Raw genomic sequence first — 23006 nt, forward strand, 5'->3', positions numbered from 1 at the left:
TCAATTTATAAACTTAACAAGATATTGACAATTCTTTCACAGGCTTTCCCGTCTCCATAAGGATTAATAGCCTTTGCCATTTGCTGATAGTGGTTGTGGTTTGTCAATAGTTTGCTTACGTTGCTGACAATTTTTTCTTTGTCAGTTCCAACAAGAATGACGGTTCCTGCCTCAACAGCTTCTGGACGTTCGGTTGTATCTCTCATTACCAAAACTGGTTTTTTAAGGCTGGGAGCTTCTTCTTGTATTCCGCCACTGTCTGTTAGAACAAGGTCTGCCTTCTCCATCATATATATGAAGCTAAGGTATTCCAATGGTTCTATAAAGAACATATTGGAGAAGTGCAACAAGTCGTTGCCCAATACCTCGTGTATAGACTTGCGTACATTGGGGTTAAGGTGCATAGGATATACGAAGTCTACATCAGGGAATTGAGTTGAAAGTTCTTGAATAGCTTGTGCGATATGAATGAAGCCATCGCCAAGATTTTCGCGTCGATGCCCAGTTATTAAAACCATACGTCTGTTGCCTTGCAGTCTGTCAATATCGTAACCAAAAGTTTTTATTTCGTCTTTTAGTTCAATGTTTAACTGTTCATCAGACTTTATTTTATTAACTACCCAATACAAACTATCAATAACAGTATTTCCAGTAATATGGATTGTTTCTTTGTTTACTCCTTCATTTATCAAGTTAGTAGAACTTGTTGAAGTAGGGGAGAAGTTATAGTTTGAAATTCTACCTATTAACTGACGGTTTATTTCTTCAGGCCAAGGACTATATATATTATATGTGCGCAATCCTGCTTCAACATGTCCAACAGGTATTTGTTGATAGTATGCAGCTAAAGCAGCAGCCATAGAAGTTGTGGTATCGCCGTGAACCAATACAATATCGGGTTGAGTTTGTTTAAAGATATCTCGTAATCCCAATAAAACTTTACTTGTAATATCGTATAAGTCTTGACCTTTTTTCATAATATTCAGGTCATAATCGGGTTTTATTTTAAATATCGATAAAACTTGATCAAGCATTTCACGATGCTGCCCGGTTACACATACTATTGTTTTAACCTTATCACGATGTTTGTTTAGTTCTAAGATAAGCGGTGCCATCTTTATGGCTTCTGGACGTGTCCCAAATGTCAGAAGTATTTTTTTCATAATATATTTTCCTTTATAGCATTTAAATAAGCATGACCATACTTTAAGTCTGGCTCAACATAATTACCTTCTCCCCATTCATTCCAAGATTTCAAGAATAGAATTTTATGTTCTTGTGGTTTGGTATCTATTATATTTAAAGCTTGTTCGATATGTTTTTTGAAATTCTCTGGTGTTGAGTTTACATATATACCTTCGCTATTTCCTGCGCGTGGTGTTCTGTCCCAGCCAGGTATAATCATAGGATAAACATTGTCCCATTTATCTTCAGGGGCAAAGAAATTGCTTACAACTTTAGAATAATCTAATTTGAGCGATGGCAAGAATGGAAGTTTCTTATGTAAAACTTGTTTCGCTATACGCATACTTTTGCCTTGATAACACATTTCTCCTCTCGATTTACCGTAAGAATTGATACCATCAAATCCTAAAGCAAGAATATTGTTATATACATCCTTACTATTTTTTAAATTAGGAATGACACGAACTAAAGTTCCATCAGTATTGCGTTTAATAGTTGAAGTATTAGCTATTTGAGCAATAAAATAGACTCCAGGTAATCCATTTTCTTTTGCCAGCTTTCTCCATATCTCCATAAAGATACTTACCTCTTTAAAATGGTAAGGATCATATATTACGAAAATAGGTTTCCCATCTATTGTAATATATCTCTTGTCTTTAAAAGCTGGAAGTACATAATTAAAATGTTTAGTATAATCTTCTTCTCCACCATATTCCATCGGAGCAATTACTGTGTTTTTTCCATCTTTCTGCCAAGTTTTTGTTGTCCATTCATGGTTTGCCCAACAAAGGCAGAAAGGAAAGTCAGGCTTACCCAATTCCAATACTTCTTGAAAAGGACGCTGAAGTAGTAATCTGCCATTTCCCATCCAATAATGGTAATAGCAAAAGCCTTCAATGCCACATTCTCTTGCTAATGCTGCTTGTTGTTCTCTGACTTCGGGCAGACGTAAATCGTAGAAACCAAGGTCAGCAGGAATATGTGGTTGATAATGTCCTCTGAATTGTGGTTTTGCTTTTGCAACATTTGTCCATTCAGTAAAACCTTTACCCCATACCTCGTCATTTTCAGGAATAGGATGAAACTGTGGTAAATAATATGCTATAACTCTTGCTTTCATTGTATACTTTAAATCTTAACTAAATCTTTTAATCCCATGTGGGGTAATCCAAAGGCATAGAATCCGATGCAAATTATGGCTATTATTAATAGACCAGCCCAACGTGGTTTTATAGTATAATAAAGTGAACCTATCATATAAATATTTACTATGTAGTAAAGTTCGCTAAGGCGTAATGATAATACAGGTAAGAACCCCAATGATGTATAAAGAACTAATCCAATAGCATATACTTTGAGTAAGAGAGGAGAATACTTAATTTTCCGTGTAATTGTATTGTGAAATATAAGTAAGAAATAGAATATTAGAACGTTTAAAAGGTATACAGGATTGAATAATTCCATTTCTACAATACCAATACCTTTTTCAGTTGCTTCTTGATATATTGACAATTTATCTCCAATAAGTGGAATATCGAGATTAAACAGTATAGAAGTTCCAGTGAAGTAGATAAAATACCCCATAGGAACCGATAGATATAAAATGAGTTGTGTCTTCTTATTAAGAGGCTTGTTCCCTAATAGAAGTGTTGGCAAAAGAGCAATTGCTGAAATATGGAATAGAGTCCCTAAAATAATAAGAAGTGCTGCTATTCTTCTTTTCCGTTCTGCTGTGTAAAGAACAGATATGAGAAAAAAACCAGAAGCAACTCCGGCTCTAATCTGAGTTAGTTCATGAAGTTCATAGAAATAGCACAAGTAAATAGCAAGCATTAATATATAGTGATCGGAATATTTTTTAAAAGCAAACATCTTTAATGATACCCCCATAATAGCATATACCAGAAAGATAGCATGCGGAGAGTCTGTTATGCTGTTTAAAATGGTTGCAAATAAAATAAATGAGTATTCAATATGATCAGTAATATTTGAACTATATGGATTTTGATATAAAGCTGCATAATTTTGGGAATCAGGATCTACACCTATTTCACGAAAGGCAGCCACAAGAATTAATATAACTCCTAAAAAAATAAATGTAGGAAATTGTGCCCGTTTCATATATTGTTCTATGAAACATGCCAATAGTGTGGATATGAATATTATTGCAAGAATAGCTCCCATTATCTTTTTTTAGTAATATAACGGTAAATAAATCTTCGTTCTTCGTGTGAAGTATTAATAAAATATGCTATCAGCATAGTTAATATGGGGGAAGCTATACTGACGACAAAAAGTCTAAGCATTACATTATGTATTAGTAGGTGGAAATATAATATGCAGCTATAAGTAATAGAGAATGTTACTATAGCAGGTAGAATATTTTTTAGAAAATAGTCAGTAACTCTAAAGTCTGGATAATTTTCTTTGAGAATTAATAATCGAGCAATGTGGGCGATAAAACATATCGCTATCATAGTGTAGAATAAATATGGGGGTGGAAATCCCATTTTGAATAAACCCCATGAAATGGGGAGACATAGAATAGTCATAGATTCTACAATTATAGAATAACGTTTCACATTTCCAGTTGCCTGAATGATAATGGTAATTGGGTTATGTAAAGTTAATATAACTTCATAAATGATATATAATTGTGTGAAGATTACCATATCATCGGTTATATCTCCTAACCATAAGGTGAGAATAGACCTTGTCTCTAATAGTAAAGGATTTGTAATACAAATAAGAAGATTAATTAATACTCTATTATTTATGGAGAAAAGTTTTCCTAAATAACTATATTTTTCTCCAGAATAAGCTTTTATCATTGCAGGGCGGAAAGCAAAAACAATACTATTGCTAAGTGTACTTAGTGCATTATATACTTGATTTCCTATGTTGAAAGCAGCATTAACAATTGGACCAAAAAAGATATTAAGTAAGATAGTACTGCCTTGTGTCATACCCACTCCTGCAACTGAACCATAAAAAGTCCACCCTGAGAAGGAGATTAATTTTTTCATTGTTTCTTTTGATTTCACTTTCACATATCTGCACTCCTTATATCTGCGTTTAGCAATAACGATATAAGCTAATAGGTCGAATAAAGCAATAATGGAGAACCCTATTCCATAAAAGATCAGGCTATCTATTGGTGTATTCTGTATATTGATTGCAACCATTAATTTTAGTAAGCAATCTAAAATAGATATGAATGCATAAATTTTCATATCCTCGTGTGCGAATACGGCACCCATATATGGGATTTGTAAGACACTAAAGATAAATGAAATAAGGGATAATATTAGTAACCATTTTGCAGCGGACAGCCTAATGATAGGGATACTTAACTGTGTATTTACAAACCATAATCCCAGAGTAACAAATATGATAAAAAGAATGATAGATAAAATAACAACCAGATTAATACTTACAGAGAATATTTCCTTAAGATGTTCAAATTGTCCTTTTCCGATTGCAAAAGAATAAAAACGTTGAGTAGAAAGTGCTAATACACTACTAAGGCATGTACTTGCGGTAACAATGCCAGCAACTGCATTTAAGATACCATAGTCAATAAGTCCTAATCCATTTAAAACACAGCGTACAGTATAGAGATTCACTAATGTCATAAACAGCATTCGTACAAATAGTACGAATGTATTAGATGCTATGGCTTTTACTCCATTTTTTTCCTCTTCTATTATTTTATTCTTTTTTAGGAAGGAAAACATTATTCAGCAAACATTATGTCTCGTATTGCGTATATTGTGATAATGATAGATGCTATGAAAAGAGAGCCTAATACAAACAGCACTCTTTTAGGTCCCGAAGGCTTTACAGGAACTTCTGCTCCTTGAATAGTTGTAAAGACTGGAGTACGTTCTTGTAACTTTGCATCAGCAGCCTTAAGTTGTGCAACAAGAGTAGTATAGGTGTTATATTTTAGTTGCATATCGTTCTCTAAGTCATTTTGTTTAAGTTTTACACTTTCCAATACAACATCCATATCAGCATCACTGATTTTCCCATATTCTTTACGAACCTTTTCGTAGTCGCGTTTAGCCTGATTTACTAAACTTTGATAATGGTCTACATCGTTTCTTAATTTTCTTGTTCTATATTCGATAATATATTTTTGTAGCTGTGTCCTAGTTGCATCGGCAAGCATTTTTGCTACCATAGGGTCTTGTGCTACAGTTGCAATACTTATGATACCAGTTTTCTTATCGGTACTAATTTTAATATTATCTCTCATTCCATTCACAAGATCGTTGTCTGCCTTTGAAAGTTGGTAAGGATTAAATTTCTCAGGAGCAAAATTATTGGTATTTTTAGGTGCTAATTTTTTAAGCATCCATATATAAGTTTTTTGCCACCAAGTTATTTTTGTATGATATTTAAGATAATTATAATAATCGGTATTGACCTTTTTGTCAATGGTTTGCACATTAACTTTAAATAATGCAGTTGCAAAACCATTATCTTTCATCAAGTCTGGATACAACAACGGAGAAATAGCATCGGAACTTTTCCCTGTTGGTAAATCGAAACCAAACGAAGAGGCTATATCTCCTAAAGAACTAACATCCATAGATGGACTTGCTTCTGGTGCCATAGCTGTTTCGCTTGTGTATGTTCTTGGTACACAAAGAATGATATAAGATGATAATGCAATAACAATTGGCAATATTATAAAGAATAATTTCTTATGCTCTCCGATTTTCTTAAATACCAATCGTAAATCTATTTGTTTTACATTCTCTTCGTTTTCCATTAATTCAATATTTTAAATATATGGTAGTTGTTAAAACAGAGCGATTTATTATTTCAAAATATTAGCAAGTGTTGCAAGCACGGCTGCCATACTTGATGTGCTTGAGCCGATGGTCATAAGTTCTGCAAGGCTCATTCTTGCACGAGACTTACTTGGGACAATAATTTCACACCCCGGTCGTACCTTTGCGTTGTGTCCAACTTTTGCAAGTGTACCATTCATATATAATATGTAAGTACGGCTTTTCTTTGCATCAGATGAAAAACCACCAGCTTGGTCTATATAATAAGCAACGTTTTTGCCATCGCGGTAGCTTACAGTATTCGGATACATTACTGCTCCATTTATTTTTACTGTACCATTATATTGTGGAATGATAATACGATCTCCTTCACGAAGAATTAGGTCAGCGTCGCTTCCAGGAGCGGCTAGAGCTTTATCCAATTCTATACCCACAGGATAAGTTTCAGGTATTTGGAACTTCTTCATTAGCGAATCTTGTGTTTGCTGTGAAGCTTGCAAAATACCTGCTGCATTTGAACTTTTAGCTGCAAGGTCGAGGAAACTCTTATTTTCTTGTTCCATCTGCATTTTGTAAACAGCTTCCATACGCATTTTTTCAATCTTATTTGGTCTGCGTTCCAATCTAGCTCCTTGAATATAAGCTAAATTAGTTGCTCCACCAGCAGCTTTAAATATATCGGTTAAACGCGTATTACGTCCTGTAAGCGAATAGCTTCCTTCAAACAATACTTCTCCCTCAATACTTACATTCTGTTGTTTTGTTGTACCAGGACTTTTACGTACAAATACTTGGTCGAAAGGTGCGAGAATAAATCCAGGCTGACCATCTATAACAAAACCATCTTTCAAACTAAAGGTAAAACTTTGTGCTATAATAGAGTCAGAAGTTGTTGCTTGCGGGTTTACAATTCTTCGTGATACATCTACTCTTACTGTAGATGCTGTTTGTTTTAATCCACCAGCTTGTAGAATAAAATCTTCAAGAGTTTCGTTGTCGGCATATTTATATCTCCCTGGATATTGAACTTCTCCATGAATAGTTAGGATTCGTTCTTCTTGAACATCTGTTCTTGTAGGAACAAACAGAACGTCTTCGTTTTGTAGAGGAATGTCTGCAACTTTACCAAGTAAAATTCCTTCTACATCTACAGAAATTACTTCCAAAGTACGATCAGCCTTCATACGGTGCATAACCGCATGAGGTCCGAAAGCAACCTCTGTTAAACCTTCTGCAGCTTCAACCAAATCGCGTACAGTATTTATTTGTCCACCTACTTCATACATACCAGGTCGGAATACGGCTCCTTTTATTTCTACCATATTTTCATAGCGTGGAATAACTGAATCTACACTTACCGAGTCTTCATCGGCAAGTTTAAAACGGTTCATATCAAACTCGCTTACATTATATATCGAATATTGGCGTCCCGTTTTTCTTCTTACGCGAACAGATTTAGTATAAGCATCTCCAGCAAAACCACCTGCGTAATTAATGAGTGCCCCTAAGTTTTCGTTACGTTTCATTTCGTAATACATAGGGCGTTTTACTTTACCACTGATATTAACAAGAACTTCGTAGGCATCTACAGCAATTACATCGTTATCAGCCAATCGAACATTTCCTGTTAATTTTCCACGTTTTAGGAAGTCGTATATATCCACGGTGCTTATAAGTCGTCCCTGTCTATAAACTTTAATATTACGAAGCGTACCAAGGTCAGTAATACCTCCTGCCATATATAAAGCATTGAAAACAGTGGTAAATGCAGACAGTGTATAAGTTCCGGGTGCTTTTACTTCGCCTACCACATTCACTAAAATGGTGTGTGTTTGTCCAACTGATAGTCTTATTTTCGAGTTACTATAACGTTTTCCCAATTTAGCCCTAATTCTATCATTAGCTTGTTTTACAGTGAGTCCACTTACTTGAATAGGTCCGAATCCTTCTATAGTAACATTTCCATCGGGAGCAACAGTGGTATCATACGATTTTTGTGATGCTCCATAAATATCAATAAATACAGCATCTCCAGGTCCTAATCGATAGTTTGCAGGGAGTGCCATATTCATATTAGGTTCAAATGATAGATTTCTATTGTTGAATATATCACGCCCCCAAACTTTCTTCTTTTTCTTTTTTAGTTGCTTTAAAAGGTTTTTATACATCGTAGCTGTATCTTGTGGCAACCAATCGTCCATTTCATCTCTCATTAAGAGATAATCTTTGTCGTCCTCATCATAAGTGTTTTGGTGGTTAGTCTCAGCATCTAATCTTTTATCTGAATATTTTCTTGCTTCGTTTTCCGAATCTTCATAGTCTTGCATTGTTTTTTCTGCAATCTTCTTCTTGTCAAGTCCGGGACGTGTTTGTCCATTATTCTTTCTACTTCTATCGTTATTTCCATCTTTACTTGATACATTTCCTAACGAAGAATTACCTTTCTTCATCTTCTCGTATGTGTCTCTCACTCTTCTTATTTGAGAGATATCTACACCATTCTGCATCAACTTTGTTACTATTTGTGCTTGTGATGTTCCTTTATTATGTTCTTTCACAATGAATTCCATTACTTGTGAATCGGACATATTCGATTGTGCATAGGTATTTAATGCGCTTAGCATTATGAAGAATAAAAGGACGTATCTTTTCATATCTTATTTAAAATTTATTTCCACTAATGATATTTACGAATGTTTTGATAATTATTTTGAAGTCTAGCCAAAGAGAACGCCTTTCGAAATAACTTATATCCATCTGAAGACGTTTCAGCATTTTTTCCATTGTGTCAGTATATCCATTATATAATGTAGCCTCGGATGTTAATCCCGGTCGCATATTATAGATAACAGTGTAGAGGTCTGTATGCTCCATAATTTTGTCTATAAAATATTTACGTTCCGGTCTTGGTCCTACTAACGACATATCACCCACCAATACGTTCCATAATTGTGGTAATTCATCAAGGTGGTGTTCACGAAGGAATTTCTCAAATGGGGTAGAACTTTTGCAACTTGTTTTTGCAATTAGTTGTGGCGTATTTTTTTCAGTCTTCTTACTAATTGTGCGAAATTTGAGAATTACGAAAGGTTTCCCTTTATATCCAATGCGTATTTGACGAAAGAATATAGGACCATTCCCTTGAAACTTCATCAACACAGAAATAATTATAAATATGGGAGAAAGCAATATTAATCCCAAAGCAGACATAACAAAATCTAAGGTTCTTTTTATACCTCGTTGTATGCTACCCATGGCATCGGTTTGTGTTGCTTTACTCATTGTTATTCGATTCTTATTTCAGTCTGATTCAAAGTTTTCTGAAAACTCATTTCTTAAACGAGTGTATCAGATGTAAATGGCTATAATTTAAGACGCCACTTAATATAAACTCTGTTTTCCAAAATTTGTTGCAAAGATAATGTTTTTTTCTTAAATACTTTTGTTTTTTGTGTATCTTTGCATAAGAAAAGATTCAACATTGCGTAAAATAATCCACATAGATATGGATGCCTTTTTTGCTTCTGTAGAGCAAAGAGATAATCCAAAATTAAAAGGTTTACCTTTGGTAGTATGCCGCGATTTACCTCGTAGTGTCGTAACTACAGCGAGTTATGAGGCTAGAAAATATGGTATACATTCGGCAATGTCATTAGCTCAGGCTAAGAATCGTTGTCCTAATCTTGTTATTGTTGAACCTCATTTTCAAAAATATAAAGAGGTCTCACAACAAATTCATTATATTTTTCATAAATATACTGATTTGGTTGAACCAATTTCGTTAGATGAGGCTTTCCTTGATGTAACTTATAATAAATATGGTATAGACTTAGCTGTCGATTTAGCTAAAAGAATAAAGGAAGATATATACCGCGAAACTAATTTAACAGCTTCTGCAGGTATCAGTTATAATAAATTATTAGCAAAAATAGCTTCCGATTATCGTAAACCTGATGGTATTTTTTCAATTCACCCCGATAACGCATTAAGTTTCATTGGCGATTTACCTATTGCTAAATTTTGGGGAGTTGGTCCTAAAACTGCGCAAACAATGTATAAAATGGGAATTTATAAAGGCGAACAATTACGTAAAGTCTCACTTATACATTTAACACAAGTTTTTGGTAAAATGGGCTCCATATTTTTTAACTTTGCTCGTGGAAAAGATAATCGTCCTGTTGAAGCTTTTCATGAACGCAAGTCGGTAGGGTGTGAAGAAACTTATTTGGAAAATCTTAATAAAGAATCTCAAGTAGTAATAGCATTATATCATCTCGTTATAGAATTAGTTGTGCGCATAGATAAAGCTAAATTTGAGGGACGTACATTGTCGTTAAAAATAAAGTGGGATACTAAAAATCAAGTGTCAAGAAGTATCACGACAGGTAAGTTGTTGAAAACGAAAAAAGATATTCTCCCATTGGCTAAATATCTTTTACGACAAACTGAATATCGTCATCGTACCATTCGTCTACTTGGTCTTTCTGTAAGTGGCGACGCTTCGCATAAGTGGGAAGAAGGCTTTTTAGATTTCAAAGAATAGTTCTTCTCCTAATTAACTGGAACAACTGCTATTCTTGCGTTGTTTCACACCAGTTTAATACTCTATCATCGTATAATCTCACTGTTATCGTTCTTTTGGTGTTTTAGCTATGGACTTTGTATACTACATTTTTATTTTTATAAGGTAGTGTCTGTCTTAACTTTGATTTATCGTATATAAATAGTGCTTGTTCTGAAGGAGGACCACATAGCCATATCTGTACGATATCTCTTTATCAAGTTTAATGGGAAAATAATTTCGTCTGTTAAACTTAGGATAAAACTTGTGCACAAAACTTGTTGTTCTGCAATAAATTATAATACAGAACAACCGCCATCATTAAGTTTCTAGCTCTTTGATAGCGGTTGTTCTTGTTAATAGATATAAAGTAACTCCTTTTATCTATTGTGTTTGTGAAGAAGTCTACTTTATAAAAGTTTTATTTCATAACTTTCTTTACTTTACCATTGCTCATACGAAGTATATTCACGCCATTTTGCATTTCAGATAGTTTTTTACCGTCGAGCGAATAGATACCTACAATAGTTGTGTCTGTGTTATCTATAGATTTATTTATACCATCGACAGTTTTCTTAGTGAAGTATCCTGTTTCAGGATTAGCCATTTTCACGTCTACTTTATTTTCATCGTAAGCAACAGCACCTTTCAACTTTGAACAATAACTAAACATACTTGTAGATTCTGCACATTTCCAAGCGTAGTCGCAATAAATAGTCTTCATTTCTTCGCAAGCAAAGAACATTGACCCCATATCGGTTACTTTCTCTAACTTAAAGCTTGAAAGATTGAGCGAAGTAAGTGCATCACACGAAAAGAACATAGTGTTTGTGTTGGTTACATTCTCTGTATTGAAATGAGAAAGATCGAGAGAAGTAATTTTTCTACAACCAGAGAACATACCACGCATATTTGTTACCTTTTCTGTATTGAACTTAGATACATCTATCTTTTCCATTTCGAGGCAATATTTAAACATTGCACCCATATCGGTTACATTCTCTGTATTGAAACCAGAAAGATCGAGTGATGGAAGTGAAGAACAATAGAAGAACATAAACGACATATTTTTTACATTCTTTGTATCAAAGCTCGATATCTTTAACGATTTCAGTGCTTTGCAATATGCAAACATACTATACATATCGGTTACATTTTCTGTATCGAAATGAGAAAGATCGAGAGAAGGTAATGCTTCACAATTGAAGAACATTCCATACATATCGGTAACTTTGGCAGTATTAAAGTTAGATATATTGAGTGAAGTTAAAGCGGAACAACCAGAAAACATACCTTTCATAGTAGTTACTTCTGGAGTATTGAAACTTGAAAGATCAAGCGAGGTAAGAGCTTTGCTATTTGCAAACATACCATACATACTAGTAACTTTTTCTGTGTTAAAGTTAGGAACTTTTAGTTCTGCAAGTACAGTACAAGCAGAGAACATAGAAGTCATATCTGTTACGTTTATTGTATTAAAATTCGAAAGGTCTAAAGCTGTTAGTTCTGAACAGTTTGCAAACATACCATTCATATCGGTAACATTTGCTGTATTGAAGCCTGATAAATTAAGATTAGTAAGAGCTGTACAACTAGCAAACATTCCGTTCATTGTTGTTACATTTTCCGTATTGAATTTAGATACATCTAAAGAAGTAAGTCCGCTACAACCAGAGAACATTCCTTTCATATTAGTAACTTTCGCTGTGTTGAATCCTGAAAGATTAAGTGATGTAATACCTTTACAATAAAAGAACATAACACCCATATCTGTTACATTCTCTGTATTAAACTTAGAAAGATCGAGCGAAGTTAATCCAGTACAGCAAAAGAACATAGCTCGCATATCTTTAACTTTTGCAGTATTAAAATTAGAAAGATTGAGTGAAGTTAATCCGGCGCAGAAATTAAACATAGAGTTCATATCTGTAACATTCTTTGTATCGAATGTAGAGAGATTAAGTGAAGTTAGCGAAGCACATTCTGAGAACATAGAATTCATATCGGTAACTTTCTCTGTGTTAAAGTGTGAAAGATCAACAGAAGGTAAAGCATCGCAATGATAAAACATGTGCGACATGTTGGTTACATCAGTTGTGTTTAAGTTTTCAATTCCTTTCAACTCTTTTAATACAGTATACTGAGCAAACCAATAATCGGTGCTTATAGGATGAAAATCTTTAAACGATTCATCGAAAACAACCTTTGTAGTTGTTTTCTCTCCATCTTGCGAATTACCAGACCAAGCAGGTATTTCGAGCCCACTTTCTGTTTTTTGCTTTTCGTTAATGCTATAAACAATTCCTTTTCTACTACTTTTCTGGTCGTCGTAATAGAAAGTCATAACCTTTTCGTTTAGGTTTTTCTCTACGTAAGCTTCTTTACTTTGTGCGTACAACTGTTGCGGTAAAGCAAAAAGTGCAGTAGACAGTAAACTAAAAACTGCACAAGTAGTTTTTAATAGTTTGTTTTTCATTGATTTTCAATATCTCTCCTTAACTCTCTATTAGAGAGAACGTCTTACAGAGACTGGGACGTTAGGGTTATTAATATTACTTTTTTCTTAAATATCTACGATATAAAAACGTAAAGCCTTATCCTCAACCCTAATAATAGAGTTTTGGATAGAAACTTTTAAATTACATAAAGGATAACTTTAAAAACAAATTATTCACATCTATACTCTCATTCATTATAATGAATGAAACATAGTGTAACTTTTTCGTTCTTCTCTTCATTATTCTTATATATGGTTTAGGACGATGGTTTATTATACGATTGCAAATATAAGGTTTTCCTCTTAAATTTACAAAGAAATAATAAGAAAAGGTTTAAGTTTCATCTAATGAAAAAACAGACGATGTCTATATTTATAACGACATCGTCTGTTTTCTTATACATTATTATATTATAATTGTATTATAGATATCTCGGAAAAATAACCATTAATAAGACTTATTTATGTTATAGAGAAATAAAAATGATTATAGTTTTATTTTCTTTTTCTTGCCTACACTTTCGTTACTCATTCTGTCGAGTGCTGTAACTACATAAGTATATTTTGTATCTCCTCCATTATAATTCAACCGAAGTGCAGTTTGATATGTAATAGCTACAATCTTCATTGGATTATCTAAATCTATTTCTTCGTCAGGCCCAAATTTATAAACAACATATTTATAAGCTTCGTTTTCCCAACCTTTTCCTTTTGGAGCTTTCCAATGTAATAAACACCCATCGTCTGACCAACTTACTTTTAATGCTCGTGGTTTTTTGGGAGCTTTATTATCTATAAATGGCATTAAAGGTTGCAAAGCAGGATAACGCCAATAATTGCTTTGTAATAGTTTGGCATAATTACCAGGATTATTTACTACAGCAGCCGCATACCATAAAACTGTTCCTTGAACATTTGAACATTGTTCGTGTAATTTATGTTTTGCAGGTAATTGATGAGAATTTGGATTCTGTGGATCGGCAGCTTTTACTGTACGTAAAACATCTTCGCCTATATATAAAGGACGATTTGATGCATAACGATTCCACCATGTAATAAGTTCTTTATAATCGGCAGCTTTATTTCCTATTTCCCAATAAATTTGTGGTACACAATAGTCTATCCAGCCATTATTTACCCATTTTAAAACATCAGCATAAAGGTCGTCATAGTTTTGTAGTCCGTTTGTTTTGCTTCCAATATTGGGTGCACTTTTTTCATTTCTGTATATTCCAAATGGCGATACTCCAAATTTTACCCATGGTTTAACTTTATGAATAGTTTCTCCAAGTTGTTTTATAAATATATCAACATTATCGCGACGCCAATCTTGAATACGACCAAATCCTCCTCCATATAAACTAAATTCTTTTAAATCTGGAATGCGTTGTCCTGCTGCTGGATAAGGGTAGAAATAATCGTCAATGTGCAAACCATCTACATCATAACGTTGTAATATGTCTGTTACTATATTGCAGATATAATCTCGATTTTCGGGAATACCTGGATTAAGAATTTTTAGACCATCATAATCGAAAACTCGTTCAGGGTGTTGTATTGCTATATGATTAGAAGCAAGCTGTGTAGTTCCTTTTGTTTTTGCCCGAAAAGGATTTATCCATGCATGAAGTTCCATTCCACGTTTATGGCATTGTTCTATCATCCATTGTAAAGGATCCCAATAAGGAGATGGGGCACTGCCTTGTTTCCCCGTTAAAAATTTACTCCATGGTTCGTATTTACTGGGATAAAGTGCATCGCATTCGGCACGAATTTGGAAAATGATTGCATTTACTCCCACCTGTTGCAATTTATCGAGTTGGTAAATAAGTGTCCGTTGCATTTGTTCGCTCCCAAGATTTTGGAACTGACCATTAACACATTGAATCCATGCCCCTCTAAATTGACGTTTTTTAGGGAGACTCGCAGAAAAAGAATAACTACTTACAAATAGTAGGAACAGAATTAAAACTGTTTTTGCAAATTGCGAACAACGTAATTTCATTATAAATTTTATAGATTAAATTTAAATGGATTAATAAATTCTTTTTATTATTAATTTGGATAGAGTTTAACTACCTCTTCTGTGCGGCATTACGAAAATATTGTTTATGGAAATATCGTTCAGCTTTTAATACTTCTGCTAATTTTATAGCAGAAATTACACGAAGCATCTTTAAATGATAAGTTTTTTCTATCTGTTTTATTTGTATATGTAAATTGTCTATCTGAAGAATAATATTTTTAGCCTTCGCATTATTTTGTAGATTGCTATCTTGCAATTTGTGCAATTTTTTATGTAGCAAACGTTGTTTATTTATCATTTCATCGTAGATAGGTAGCAATTTTGCTGACTCTTGTTCTGTTAAATTAGCTGAAGTTACAATATATTGATGTATCTCCATTCTAAACTTATTAGGATCGAATTTACGTTGTGCAGACAAATTGATTGCACTAATAAATACTATAATAGCTATTAATATTCTTCTCATTATCAAAATGTTATATGTATTTGTTCTATCAATTAATTGTCTGCTAAATATGAATAAACATCATCTTTATCAAGCATCATATATTCTGTTACATCGTCTAAATATTCATTATTTGCAGATTTTGCTTTTGCAGTTGTGGCTGCAGAAGTAGCTTCTGTGTTATGAGTATTTTCTATATTATTATGTCCCTGAATAAAGAACTGTATAGCTATTCCGCCAATAATTAGTCCGATAAAAGAGGCTGCTATTATTAATGGGCGTAGATATCTGGCAAATGTATGATGTTTTTTTTCACCATTTTCTTTTACCTCGTTGTTATTTGTCTCTTCGGCTTTTATTTGCGACATAACTCGCATTTCTAAATTGTCGAAATAACCTTCAGGCGTCTTAAATGGTCGTCTGTTTCCAAATTTTGTAAGTAATTGTTTTTCTAAGTTTATCACAATTATTATTCCTTGCTTTAGTTTATTACTGATAGTTCGACAAATATAATGCGTTTTGGTTTAATTTGGTTGTTGAAATTTATTCGTTTTCCTTTATATATTGCGATATTTTTTTTACTGCAATATGGTAAGATGCTTTTAAAGCGCCTTCACTTGTTCCAAGTATTTGGTGTATTTCGGGATATTTTAAACCATCGTAATATTTCATTATAAATACAGTACGTTGAACCTCTGGTAAGGTCGCAATTGCTTCTTGTAATATAGCTTGTCCTTTATTTCCATCGAAATAACAATCAGCTAAAAGCGAATTACTAATGCTATTATAATTACTAATATTAATGGTTTCTTTTTGAGAACGTAATAAGTTTAACGATTCATTAATAGCAATACTATATAGCCACGTAGATATTTTTGATTTCCCTTCAAAACGTTCTATGTTTTTCCATGCTTTCAAAAAGGTATTTTGAAGAATATCGTCTGTATCGTCGTGCGACAAAACAAAGCTTCGTATTTTCCAATACAAAGGTTTACTATATTCGTTTACCAATAATGTAAATGCCTTGTAACGTGTTTTAGGATCTGCTAATGCTTTTAGGAGTTTTGATTCTTCTATTTCGTGCACCACAGATAAAAAATGGATTAGTTTCTATATAAGTAAGATTTATCGAATAGAAATCTTACGAACAACTTTACCAACTTTTACAATATAACACCCTTTGGGCAAATTAAGATTGTAGCGTTTATCTTGTCCATCTACTCTAAGACTCATAACACATACACCTGTTACATTATATATTTGTAGCATTTCGTCGTTTGCACCTTCAATACGAAGAACAGACCCATAAACAGAAATAGAAATATTATGAATGTCCTGTTCTATCATTTCTAACGACGTTTCGGCTTTTATAGTCGTTGGTAATGCAAAACTTAAAAGGGCTATAGCAAATAAAAAAGTATATATTCTTCTTTTCATACGCATTATATGTTTGAATGCAAAGATAATACTTTTATTTTAAAAACTACGCTTTTATTCAGGCTTATTCTTGTTTTAATATTTATTAAGGTACATTCTGTGAAATCCATACAAAGAAGTGGTTGATATAACTATATTTTCTTTTGAATTTGCTTGGTATATTTCGTATTTATTTTCAGTAGCATACCTTGCTTATACCTTAAATATAAGTGGAAAACGATAAATCTTTCGTTAAAAGAAGAATTTGTCAAAGGTAACGTGTCTATTATTTTTGGTGTGGATTATCCTTTTTTGTTCAACTATTCAGTAAGCATAACACAAAATAATCTACAGAAGTAGCTACTATAATAAGACGTGTATAGTAATAAAAAACAGGAAAAGACAGATTTAGAACTTAACTTAAAATAGCTTTTAAAGTAAGCTATGGATTTTTTTTATGATAAAATTAAAATTTTGTAATTATAAATTTTAATTTTCTTATTATAAATCTCCCGAGTTTTTATTATAAATTTTAGAAACATAATTATGGCAGATTTTATGAGAGAAGAATTAAGTTTGAAAACACTCACAGAAATATTAAAATTTGAAAGTTTCCCTAATATTTATATGGTTCTACTATAGAGCTTTGTGAAGATATTTACAGCTCCAAGGGAATGAAGTGGGGTATATGTTTATAAGAAAATCAGCACGTCAAAGAGATGTTTGACGTGCTGACATTAAAAGATATAGTATTCAACGAATATAAACTATTGTATGGAAAGAGATTTCTAAATGGAGGAATGTTTAGAAAGTCCACTTTGCAGCAATTGTTGGAATGGCATAAAACTTATTGTGTTTGCCCTTATTGTTCCAAACAAAATTGTTGCTAATTTCAACTTCTGAGCCTAAAGAGAGATTTACTCCTTGCATACCTTTTAGTGTGTTTAAATTAAACCAGAATTGAGGCTCAGATATTAAAATAAGTTTTCCACTTACATTTGGGTCGTACCATAAGTCGCAGAAACCATTGAAAGAACATAATCCTTTTGCGAAATTTAATCCCCACACTTCGGTAAGTTGGAAACCATTAAATGGGTGTGCACCTGTAGTTTTATTTTTGAAATAGTATTTATACATAAGTTGCACGCTGAAAGTTTTTGAGAAATCCTTATTAGCCCAATTCCATGCACCACCAAAAAGAGCTGCATGTTGAAAACGATTTCCATAATATCCAGTTGCAAGTTCGCCAGTTGCAGCACCACCATTATATTCAATATGGGCTGCCCAGCGTTTATTTTTAGTAATAGAAAATTCTCTTGAAATTTCCCAGTAAGCACCTACAGCACCATCGTTTTTATAATCAATATCTGTAAATAGGAAAGTAGACCCCCATTTATCGGGTTTAAACATTTCTACAGTAGTGGTAACAGCTGGCCTGTTGCTTAAATCTTTTGAAAGATTATGGCCAAGGTCATAGTGGAATTGCACATTTTGTGCTTGAGAACCACAAAAGAATGCCATACAGCTGATGGCGAGAGTAAAGATTTTTTTCATAAGTATCTTTGTTTCGATTAGAATTTGAGTACAAAGTTACAAAAAAAACTTAAAGGCTATATCTTTTCGTTGAAAATATTGGTAACTTTGTATTTACAATATGAGAATAGATATAATAACAGTATTACCCGAGATGCTTGAAGGCTTTGTGCATGAGAGTATTTTGGCACGAGCAGAAAAGAAAGGTTTAGCAGAAATACATTTGCATAACCTTCGCGATTACAGTAAAGATAAGTGGCGTCGTGTAGATGATTATCCTTTTGGAGGGCAAGCGGGAATGGTGATGCAGATAGAACCAATAGACCGTTGTATAAGTGCATTGAAAGCAGAAAGAGAATATGACGAAGTTATATTTACATCGCCTGATGGAGAACTGTTTAATCAGAAAATGGCAAACGACCTTTCTTTAGGTGGTAATTTTATTATATTGGCTGGTCATTATAAAGGAGTTGATCAGCGAGTAAGAGAACACTTAATAACAAAGGAAATTTCGGTAGGCGATTTTGTTTTAACAGGCGGAGAATTACCAGCAGCCATTATTGCAGATGCTGTAATTCGAATTATTCCAGGTGTAATTGGAGATGAGCAAAGTGCATTGTCTGATTGTTTTCAAGATAATATACTGTCGGCTCCTATTTATACGCGTCCACGAAGTTATAAAGGGTGGGATGTTCCAGAGATATTGTTGAGTGGGCACGAAGCAAAAATAAATCAATGGGAATTTGAACAAGCAATGGAAAGAACAAAACGTTTGCGCCCTGATTTATTAAAGTAGCTTATTTAGTTATTAGCTAGTTTTAGGTTAGCCCTACAGAATTCTTCTCCAATATTAAATCCTTCGTTGTAGAGGGATTCTAACTTTTCTATATCTTTTTCCATTCTTCCAACTTCAACAGGTCTTATAGGTCGCAATACTATTATTCTTCCTTCTTTTTCGTATTTGTCTATCATATCTAATTGCTTATTATAAGCATCTATTCTATGACTCAACACAACGCGTAAACGTGGATAATTCCGATAGATAAACTTTGGTATTTTAAAATCTTTGCTAGTTTCGCGCCACCCTTTATTGCGTGTGCAAATAACAACATTTTGGCTGTGTCCTTTCTCTATAGCATGAAGAAGAGGAATTGAGTCGATAATTCCACCATCAAGCATAGGAATACCATCTATCTCTACAATTTTGCTAACGTATGGTAAACTACTCGAAGCACGTGCAATTTCGTTGAGTCTATGTTTATTACCATTACGTTCTTGTAAATATTCGCATCTTCCAGTTTCACAATTGGTTGTTACCATTTCGAAAGAATAACCTAAATTCATCTTTTCAAAAAAAGTATCGTAATCGAAAGGAATTATCTCGTAAGGAAAACGTTCATAAAGAAATTCAGGGTCGAAAATGCAACCCTGTGTAACAAGATGCCGAATTCCAATATAATCATATTTAGCTAATAAATCGATATTTGAAACTCTAGCCCTACGTGGTTGTCTGCTCATATACGAAAGTCCGTTACATGCTCCGGCAGAAACTGCAACTACATATTTAAAATAGATATTAAACTTCATAAAAGCATCAAGAACACCAGAAGTAAACACTCCTCGCATACCTCCTCCCTCTAATACTAATCCTGTATTTATATCGATTTCCATAAAAAATAAATAAAAGCACTGCAAAGTTAGTGTTTTTATGAGAATATTTATTATCTTTGCAGCTAAACTAATATATGAAAGCAGTTATGTTTAATAAAGAGACGTATATACAGCGCCGTGCAGAGCTTAAGAAGCTTGTGAAAGACGGCATTATCTTATTGTTTGGAAACAACGAATCGCCAGTAAATTCACCAGCGAATGGGTATTCTCCCTTCCGTCAGGATTCGTCGTTTTTATATTATTTTGGTCAACAACGTGATGGTCTTGTTGGTGTTATTGATGTTAATGACAACAAAGAAATACTGATAGGCAATGATATTGACATTGAAGACATTGTATGGTTTGGTAGTGTTGATGCTGTTAGTGACCTTGCTGCTCAGGTAGGAGTAAGTAATTCTGCTCCAATGAGCGAATTGAAAACTATTTGCGATAAAGCCAAAGCATCAAATAGAAAAATACATTTCTTGCCACCTTATCGTTCTGATATTAAGATTCAAATTTGTGATTTACTTGGTATCCACCCCAATAAACAAAAAGAAGAAGCAAGTTTAGAACTTATTAATGCAGTAGTAAAGATGCGCTCTGTAAAAACTGCAGAAGAAATAGAAGAACTAGAACGTGCAGCTGTTATTGGTTATAAGATGCACACTACTGCAATGCGCATTACAAAGCCAGGACTTACAGAAAAATATGTAGCTGGTCAGGTAGAAGGAATTGCTAATTCTTATGGTTCAATGGTATCTTTCCCGATAATTTTCTCACAACATGGAGAAATAATGCATGGAAATCCATCAATGGCAGAATTAGAAGATGGCAGACTTGTTTTGTGCGATTGTGGTGGAGAAACGATGAGTCACTATTGTTCTGATAATACACGAACATTCCCTGTAAATGGAAAATTTACGCAACGCCAACTCGATATATATAATGTAGTAGTAGAAGCTCATGATGCAGCTTTGAAATTATCGAAACCAGGAGTGAAATATGCTGATGTACACTTTGCAGTTTGTCGTATTATCTTTGAGCGTATGAAAGAATTAGGTTTAGCAAAAGGAGATACTAATGCTGCTGTAGCTGCTGGTGCACATGCAATGTTCTTACCTCATGGATTAGGACACATGATGGGCCTTGATGTTCACGATATGGAAGCTTTAGGACAGATATATGTAGGGTTTGATGAAGAAACTCGTCCTAACCTTGAACAATTTGGAACAAATTGTTTGCGTATGGGACGTCGTTTACAAGAAGGTTTTGTTGTAACAGATGAGCCTGGTATCTATTTCATTCCTGCACTTATTGATGAATGGCGTGCAAAGAAACATTGCGCAGAGTTCCTAAACTTTGATAAGCTTGATACATATAAAGATTTTGGTGGTATTCGTATAGAGGACGATATACTTGTTACAAAAGAAGGTTGTCGTTTCATAGGTAAAGACCGTATACCTTATTATCCAAAAGATATTGAAGATTTTATGAATGCTTAATTTAGATATAAAGAAAAAATAATTATTAACAACTTAAATTTTTAAAGAAAACCAGAATGTAAACTTACTGGTAAGCATTTTAGAATTATGAAAAAAACTTTAGTGCTCGCACTTTTCGCAATTTTTGCAGCTAGTGCGAATGCAGCTCCTAAAAAAGTTGCAAAGAAGGTGGACAACAGTCCGGTATTTACAGTGATTAAGGAGAATCCTATCACAAGCATTAAAAATCAAAATCGTTCAGGTACGTGTTGGGATTATTCAACATTGGCCTACTTTGAATCAGAAATCTTAAAAGCAACAGGTAAAACCTATGATCTTTGTGAAAGTTTTGTAGCTAATAAGACTTATATGGATCGCGCTATTCAAGTGGTTCGTATGCACGGCGATGCTCAGTTTGCACAAGGTGGTTCATGCTATGATCCTCTTTTCTGTCTTGAAAATTATGGTATTTGTCCCGAAGGAGCAATGCCATTCCCTGGTTCTTTAACAGGTGATTCTTTATTTAACTTTAATGAATTCTTCTCTGTAATGGAACCATACGTAAATGCTGTAGCAAAGAATAAGTCAAGTAAAATTTCTAATCAGTGGAAACCAGGTCTTCAAGGGATTATTGATTCTTATTTAGGTAAATGTCCTGAGAAATTCACCTATGAAGGAAAGACATATACTCCGAAGCAATTTGCTGCAAGTTTAGGTTTAGATTGGAATAATTATGTAACTATAACCTCTTATACACATCATCCATTCTATACTTCGTTTGCTGTAGAAGTACAAGATAATTGGCGTATGCCACAATCTTATAATGTACCTATGGACGAAATGATGAAGATTATAGATAATGCTGTAATGAATGGTTATTGTATAGCATGGGGAGGTGATGTTAGTGAACCTGGTTTCACACGCGATGGTCTTGCATATATGGTAGATGGAAATAAAGTTCAAAGCCTACAAGGTAGCGATATGGCACGTTGGTTGGGACTTTCTCCTGCAAAACAACGTAGTCTTATTGATGAACTTGGTGCAAAAGTTCCAGAAGTAACTCCTACACAGAAGATGCGTCAAGACCGTTACGATACATGGGAACTTACAGACGACCACGGTATGCTTATCTTTGGTATCGCTAAAGATCAATTTGGTAAGGAATATTATATGGTAAAGAACTCTTGGGGTGAAACTGGTAAATATAAAGGTATCTGGTATATGACTAAGAACTTTATTGCTGCAAACACAATGGACTTTATGGTTAACAAGAATGCTATTCCTTCAGACATTCGCAAAAAGTTAGGTTTGTAATTAAATGCTAACTATTGAGCTTTCTTAGAGTTTTACTGAAGCTTTAATGGAGCTATATAGAATTAAAAAGTGTAAGTCTTTTGAGACTTACAC

At 33.7% G+C, this 23006-nt stretch carries 19 protein-coding genes; 4 read left to right on the forward strand and 15 right to left on the reverse strand.

Annotated features, from left to right (window positions below; translation table 11 throughout):
- Positions 1 to 5: 5 nt before the first annotated feature.
- From wecB to DX009_RS04380, 7 genes are read right to left on the reverse strand one after another with little or no spacing between them, the layout of a single operon-like run.
- Positions 6 to 1163: a non-hydrolyzing UDP-N-acetylglucosamine 2-epimerase gene (wecB, locus tag DX009_RS04350; RefSeq protein ID WP_115083136.1), complete on the reverse strand. Its 1158-nt coding sequence runs from the start codon at positions 1161 to 1163 to the stop codon at positions 6 to 8.
- On the reverse strand, positions 1160 to 2305 hold the full coding sequence (locus tag DX009_RS04355; protein WP_115083137.1) for a glycosyltransferase WbsX family protein: 1146 nt from the start codon (positions 2303 to 2305) through the stop codon (positions 1160 to 1162). The genes wecB and DX009_RS04355 overlap by 4 nt, the downstream gene beginning before the upstream one ends.
- An 8-nt stretch (positions 2306 to 2313) precedes the next feature.
- On the reverse strand, positions 2314 to 3369 hold the full coding sequence (locus tag DX009_RS04360) for an EpsG family protein (protein WP_115083138.1): 1056 nt from the start codon (positions 3367 to 3369) through the stop codon (positions 2314 to 2316).
- On the reverse strand, positions 3369 to 4922 hold the full coding sequence (locus DX009_RS04365) for a lipopolysaccharide biosynthesis protein (protein ID WP_115083139.1): 1554 nt from the start codon (positions 4920 to 4922) through the stop codon (positions 3369 to 3371). Before DX009_RS04365 ends, DX009_RS04360 begins: the two co-directional genes overlap by 1 nt.
- The gene (locus DX009_RS04370; RefSeq protein WP_115083140.1) at positions 4922 to 5965 is read right to left on the reverse strand and encodes a chain-length determining protein; all 1044 of its coding nucleotides are present in this window, start codon (positions 5963 to 5965) and stop codon (positions 4922 to 4924) included. Before DX009_RS04370 ends, DX009_RS04365 begins: the two co-directional genes overlap by 1 nt.
- 48 nt (positions 5966 to 6013) lie before the next feature.
- Positions 6014 to 8641 carry an SLBB domain-containing protein gene (locus tag DX009_RS04375; RefSeq protein ID WP_115083141.1) on the reverse strand — a complete coding sequence of 876 codons (2628 nt, stop codon included), beginning with the start codon at positions 8639 to 8641 and terminating at the stop codon, positions 6014 to 6016.
- Positions 8642 to 8648: 7 nt separating this feature from the next.
- Positions 8649 to 9269, reverse strand: coding sequence for a sugar transferase (locus DX009_RS04380; RefSeq protein ID WP_006045168.1), 621 nt, complete (start codon positions 9267 to 9269; stop codon positions 8649 to 8651).
- A 199-nt stretch (positions 9270 to 9468) separates the two neighbouring features.
- On the opposite strand from DX009_RS04380, the gene dinB reads away from it, so the two are divergent.
- Positions 9469 to 10530, forward strand: a complete 1062-nt coding sequence (dinB, locus tag DX009_RS04385) for a DNA polymerase IV (protein ID WP_115083142.1) — start codon at positions 9469 to 9471, stop codon at positions 10528 to 10530.
- Between the two features lie 439 nt (positions 10531 to 10969).
- Here dinB and DX009_RS04390 read toward each other — a convergent pair whose 3' ends face one another.
- The 7 genes from DX009_RS04390 to DX009_RS04420 form a co-directional block, all read right to left on the reverse strand.
- Complete coding sequence (locus DX009_RS04390; RefSeq protein ID WP_115083143.1) at positions 10970 to 13024, reverse strand: BspA family leucine-rich repeat surface protein; 2055 nt, start codon at positions 13022 to 13024, stop codon at positions 10970 to 10972.
- Between the two features lie 508 nt (positions 13025 to 13532).
- Positions 13533 to 15050, reverse strand: a complete 1518-nt coding sequence (locus tag DX009_RS04395) for a glycoside hydrolase family 10 protein (RefSeq protein ID WP_115083144.1) — start codon at positions 15048 to 15050, stop codon at positions 13533 to 13535.
- Positions 15051 to 15120: 70 nt separating this feature from the next.
- On the reverse strand, positions 15121 to 15537 hold the full coding sequence (locus DX009_RS04400; RefSeq protein ID WP_006045163.1) for a hypothetical protein: 417 nt from the start codon (positions 15535 to 15537) through the stop codon (positions 15121 to 15123).
- Positions 15538 to 15569: 32 nt separating this feature from the next.
- A complete protein-coding gene (locus tag DX009_RS04405) occupies positions 15570 to 15980 on the reverse strand; it encodes a hypothetical protein (RefSeq protein WP_006045162.1) in 411 nt (136 codons plus the stop codon).
- A 79-nt stretch (positions 15981 to 16059) separates the two neighbouring features.
- Complete coding sequence (locus tag DX009_RS04410; RefSeq protein WP_115083145.1) at positions 16060 to 16605, reverse strand: RNA polymerase sigma factor; 546 nt, start codon at positions 16603 to 16605, stop codon at positions 16060 to 16062.
- Between the two features lie 36 nt (positions 16606 to 16641).
- Positions 16642 to 16953, reverse strand: coding sequence for a T9SS type A sorting domain-containing protein (locus DX009_RS04415; protein ID WP_040595632.1), 312 nt, complete (start codon positions 16951 to 16953; stop codon positions 16642 to 16644).
- A 783-nt stretch (positions 16954 to 17736) separates the two neighbouring features.
- The gene (locus tag DX009_RS04420) at positions 17737 to 18486 is read right to left on the reverse strand and encodes a nucleoside-specific channel-forming Tsx family protein (protein WP_115083146.1); all 750 of its coding nucleotides are present in this window, start codon (positions 18484 to 18486) and stop codon (positions 17737 to 17739) included.
- Positions 18487 to 18586: 100 nt separating this feature from the next.
- Here DX009_RS04420 and trmD point away from each other — a divergent pair, with 100 nt between their 5' ends.
- Positions 18587 to 19261 (forward strand): tRNA (guanosine(37)-N1)-methyltransferase TrmD, encoded by a 675-nt coding sequence (gene trmD / locus DX009_RS04425; RefSeq protein ID WP_115083147.1) that lies wholly within the window; start codon positions 18587 to 18589, stop codon positions 19259 to 19261.
- A 5-nt stretch (positions 19262 to 19266) separates the two neighbouring features.
- Here the strand turns inward: trmD and DX009_RS04430 are convergent, their stop codons facing one another.
- Positions 19267 to 20136, reverse strand: coding sequence for a patatin-like phospholipase family protein (locus DX009_RS04430; RefSeq protein ID WP_040595410.1), 870 nt, complete (start codon positions 20134 to 20136; stop codon positions 19267 to 19269).
- 86 nt (positions 20137 to 20222) lie between these two features.
- On the opposite strand from DX009_RS04430, the gene DX009_RS04435 reads away from it, so the two are divergent.
- Positions 20223 to 21620: an aminopeptidase P family protein gene (locus DX009_RS04435; RefSeq protein ID WP_040595630.1), complete on the forward strand. Its 1398-nt coding sequence runs from the start codon at positions 20223 to 20225 to the stop codon at positions 21618 to 21620.
- Positions 21621 to 21707: 87 nt separating this feature from the next.
- The gene (locus DX009_RS04440) at positions 21708 to 22913 is read left to right on the forward strand and encodes a C1 family peptidase (RefSeq protein WP_006045154.1); all 1206 of its coding nucleotides are present in this window, start codon (positions 21708 to 21710) and stop codon (positions 22911 to 22913) included.
- Positions 22914 to 23006: the final 93 nt, after the last annotated feature.

Source organism: Prevotella pallens, from assembly GCF_900454935.1.
GTDB classification, from domain to species: domain Bacteria; phylum Bacteroidota; class Bacteroidia; order Bacteroidales; family Bacteroidaceae; genus Prevotella; species Prevotella pallens.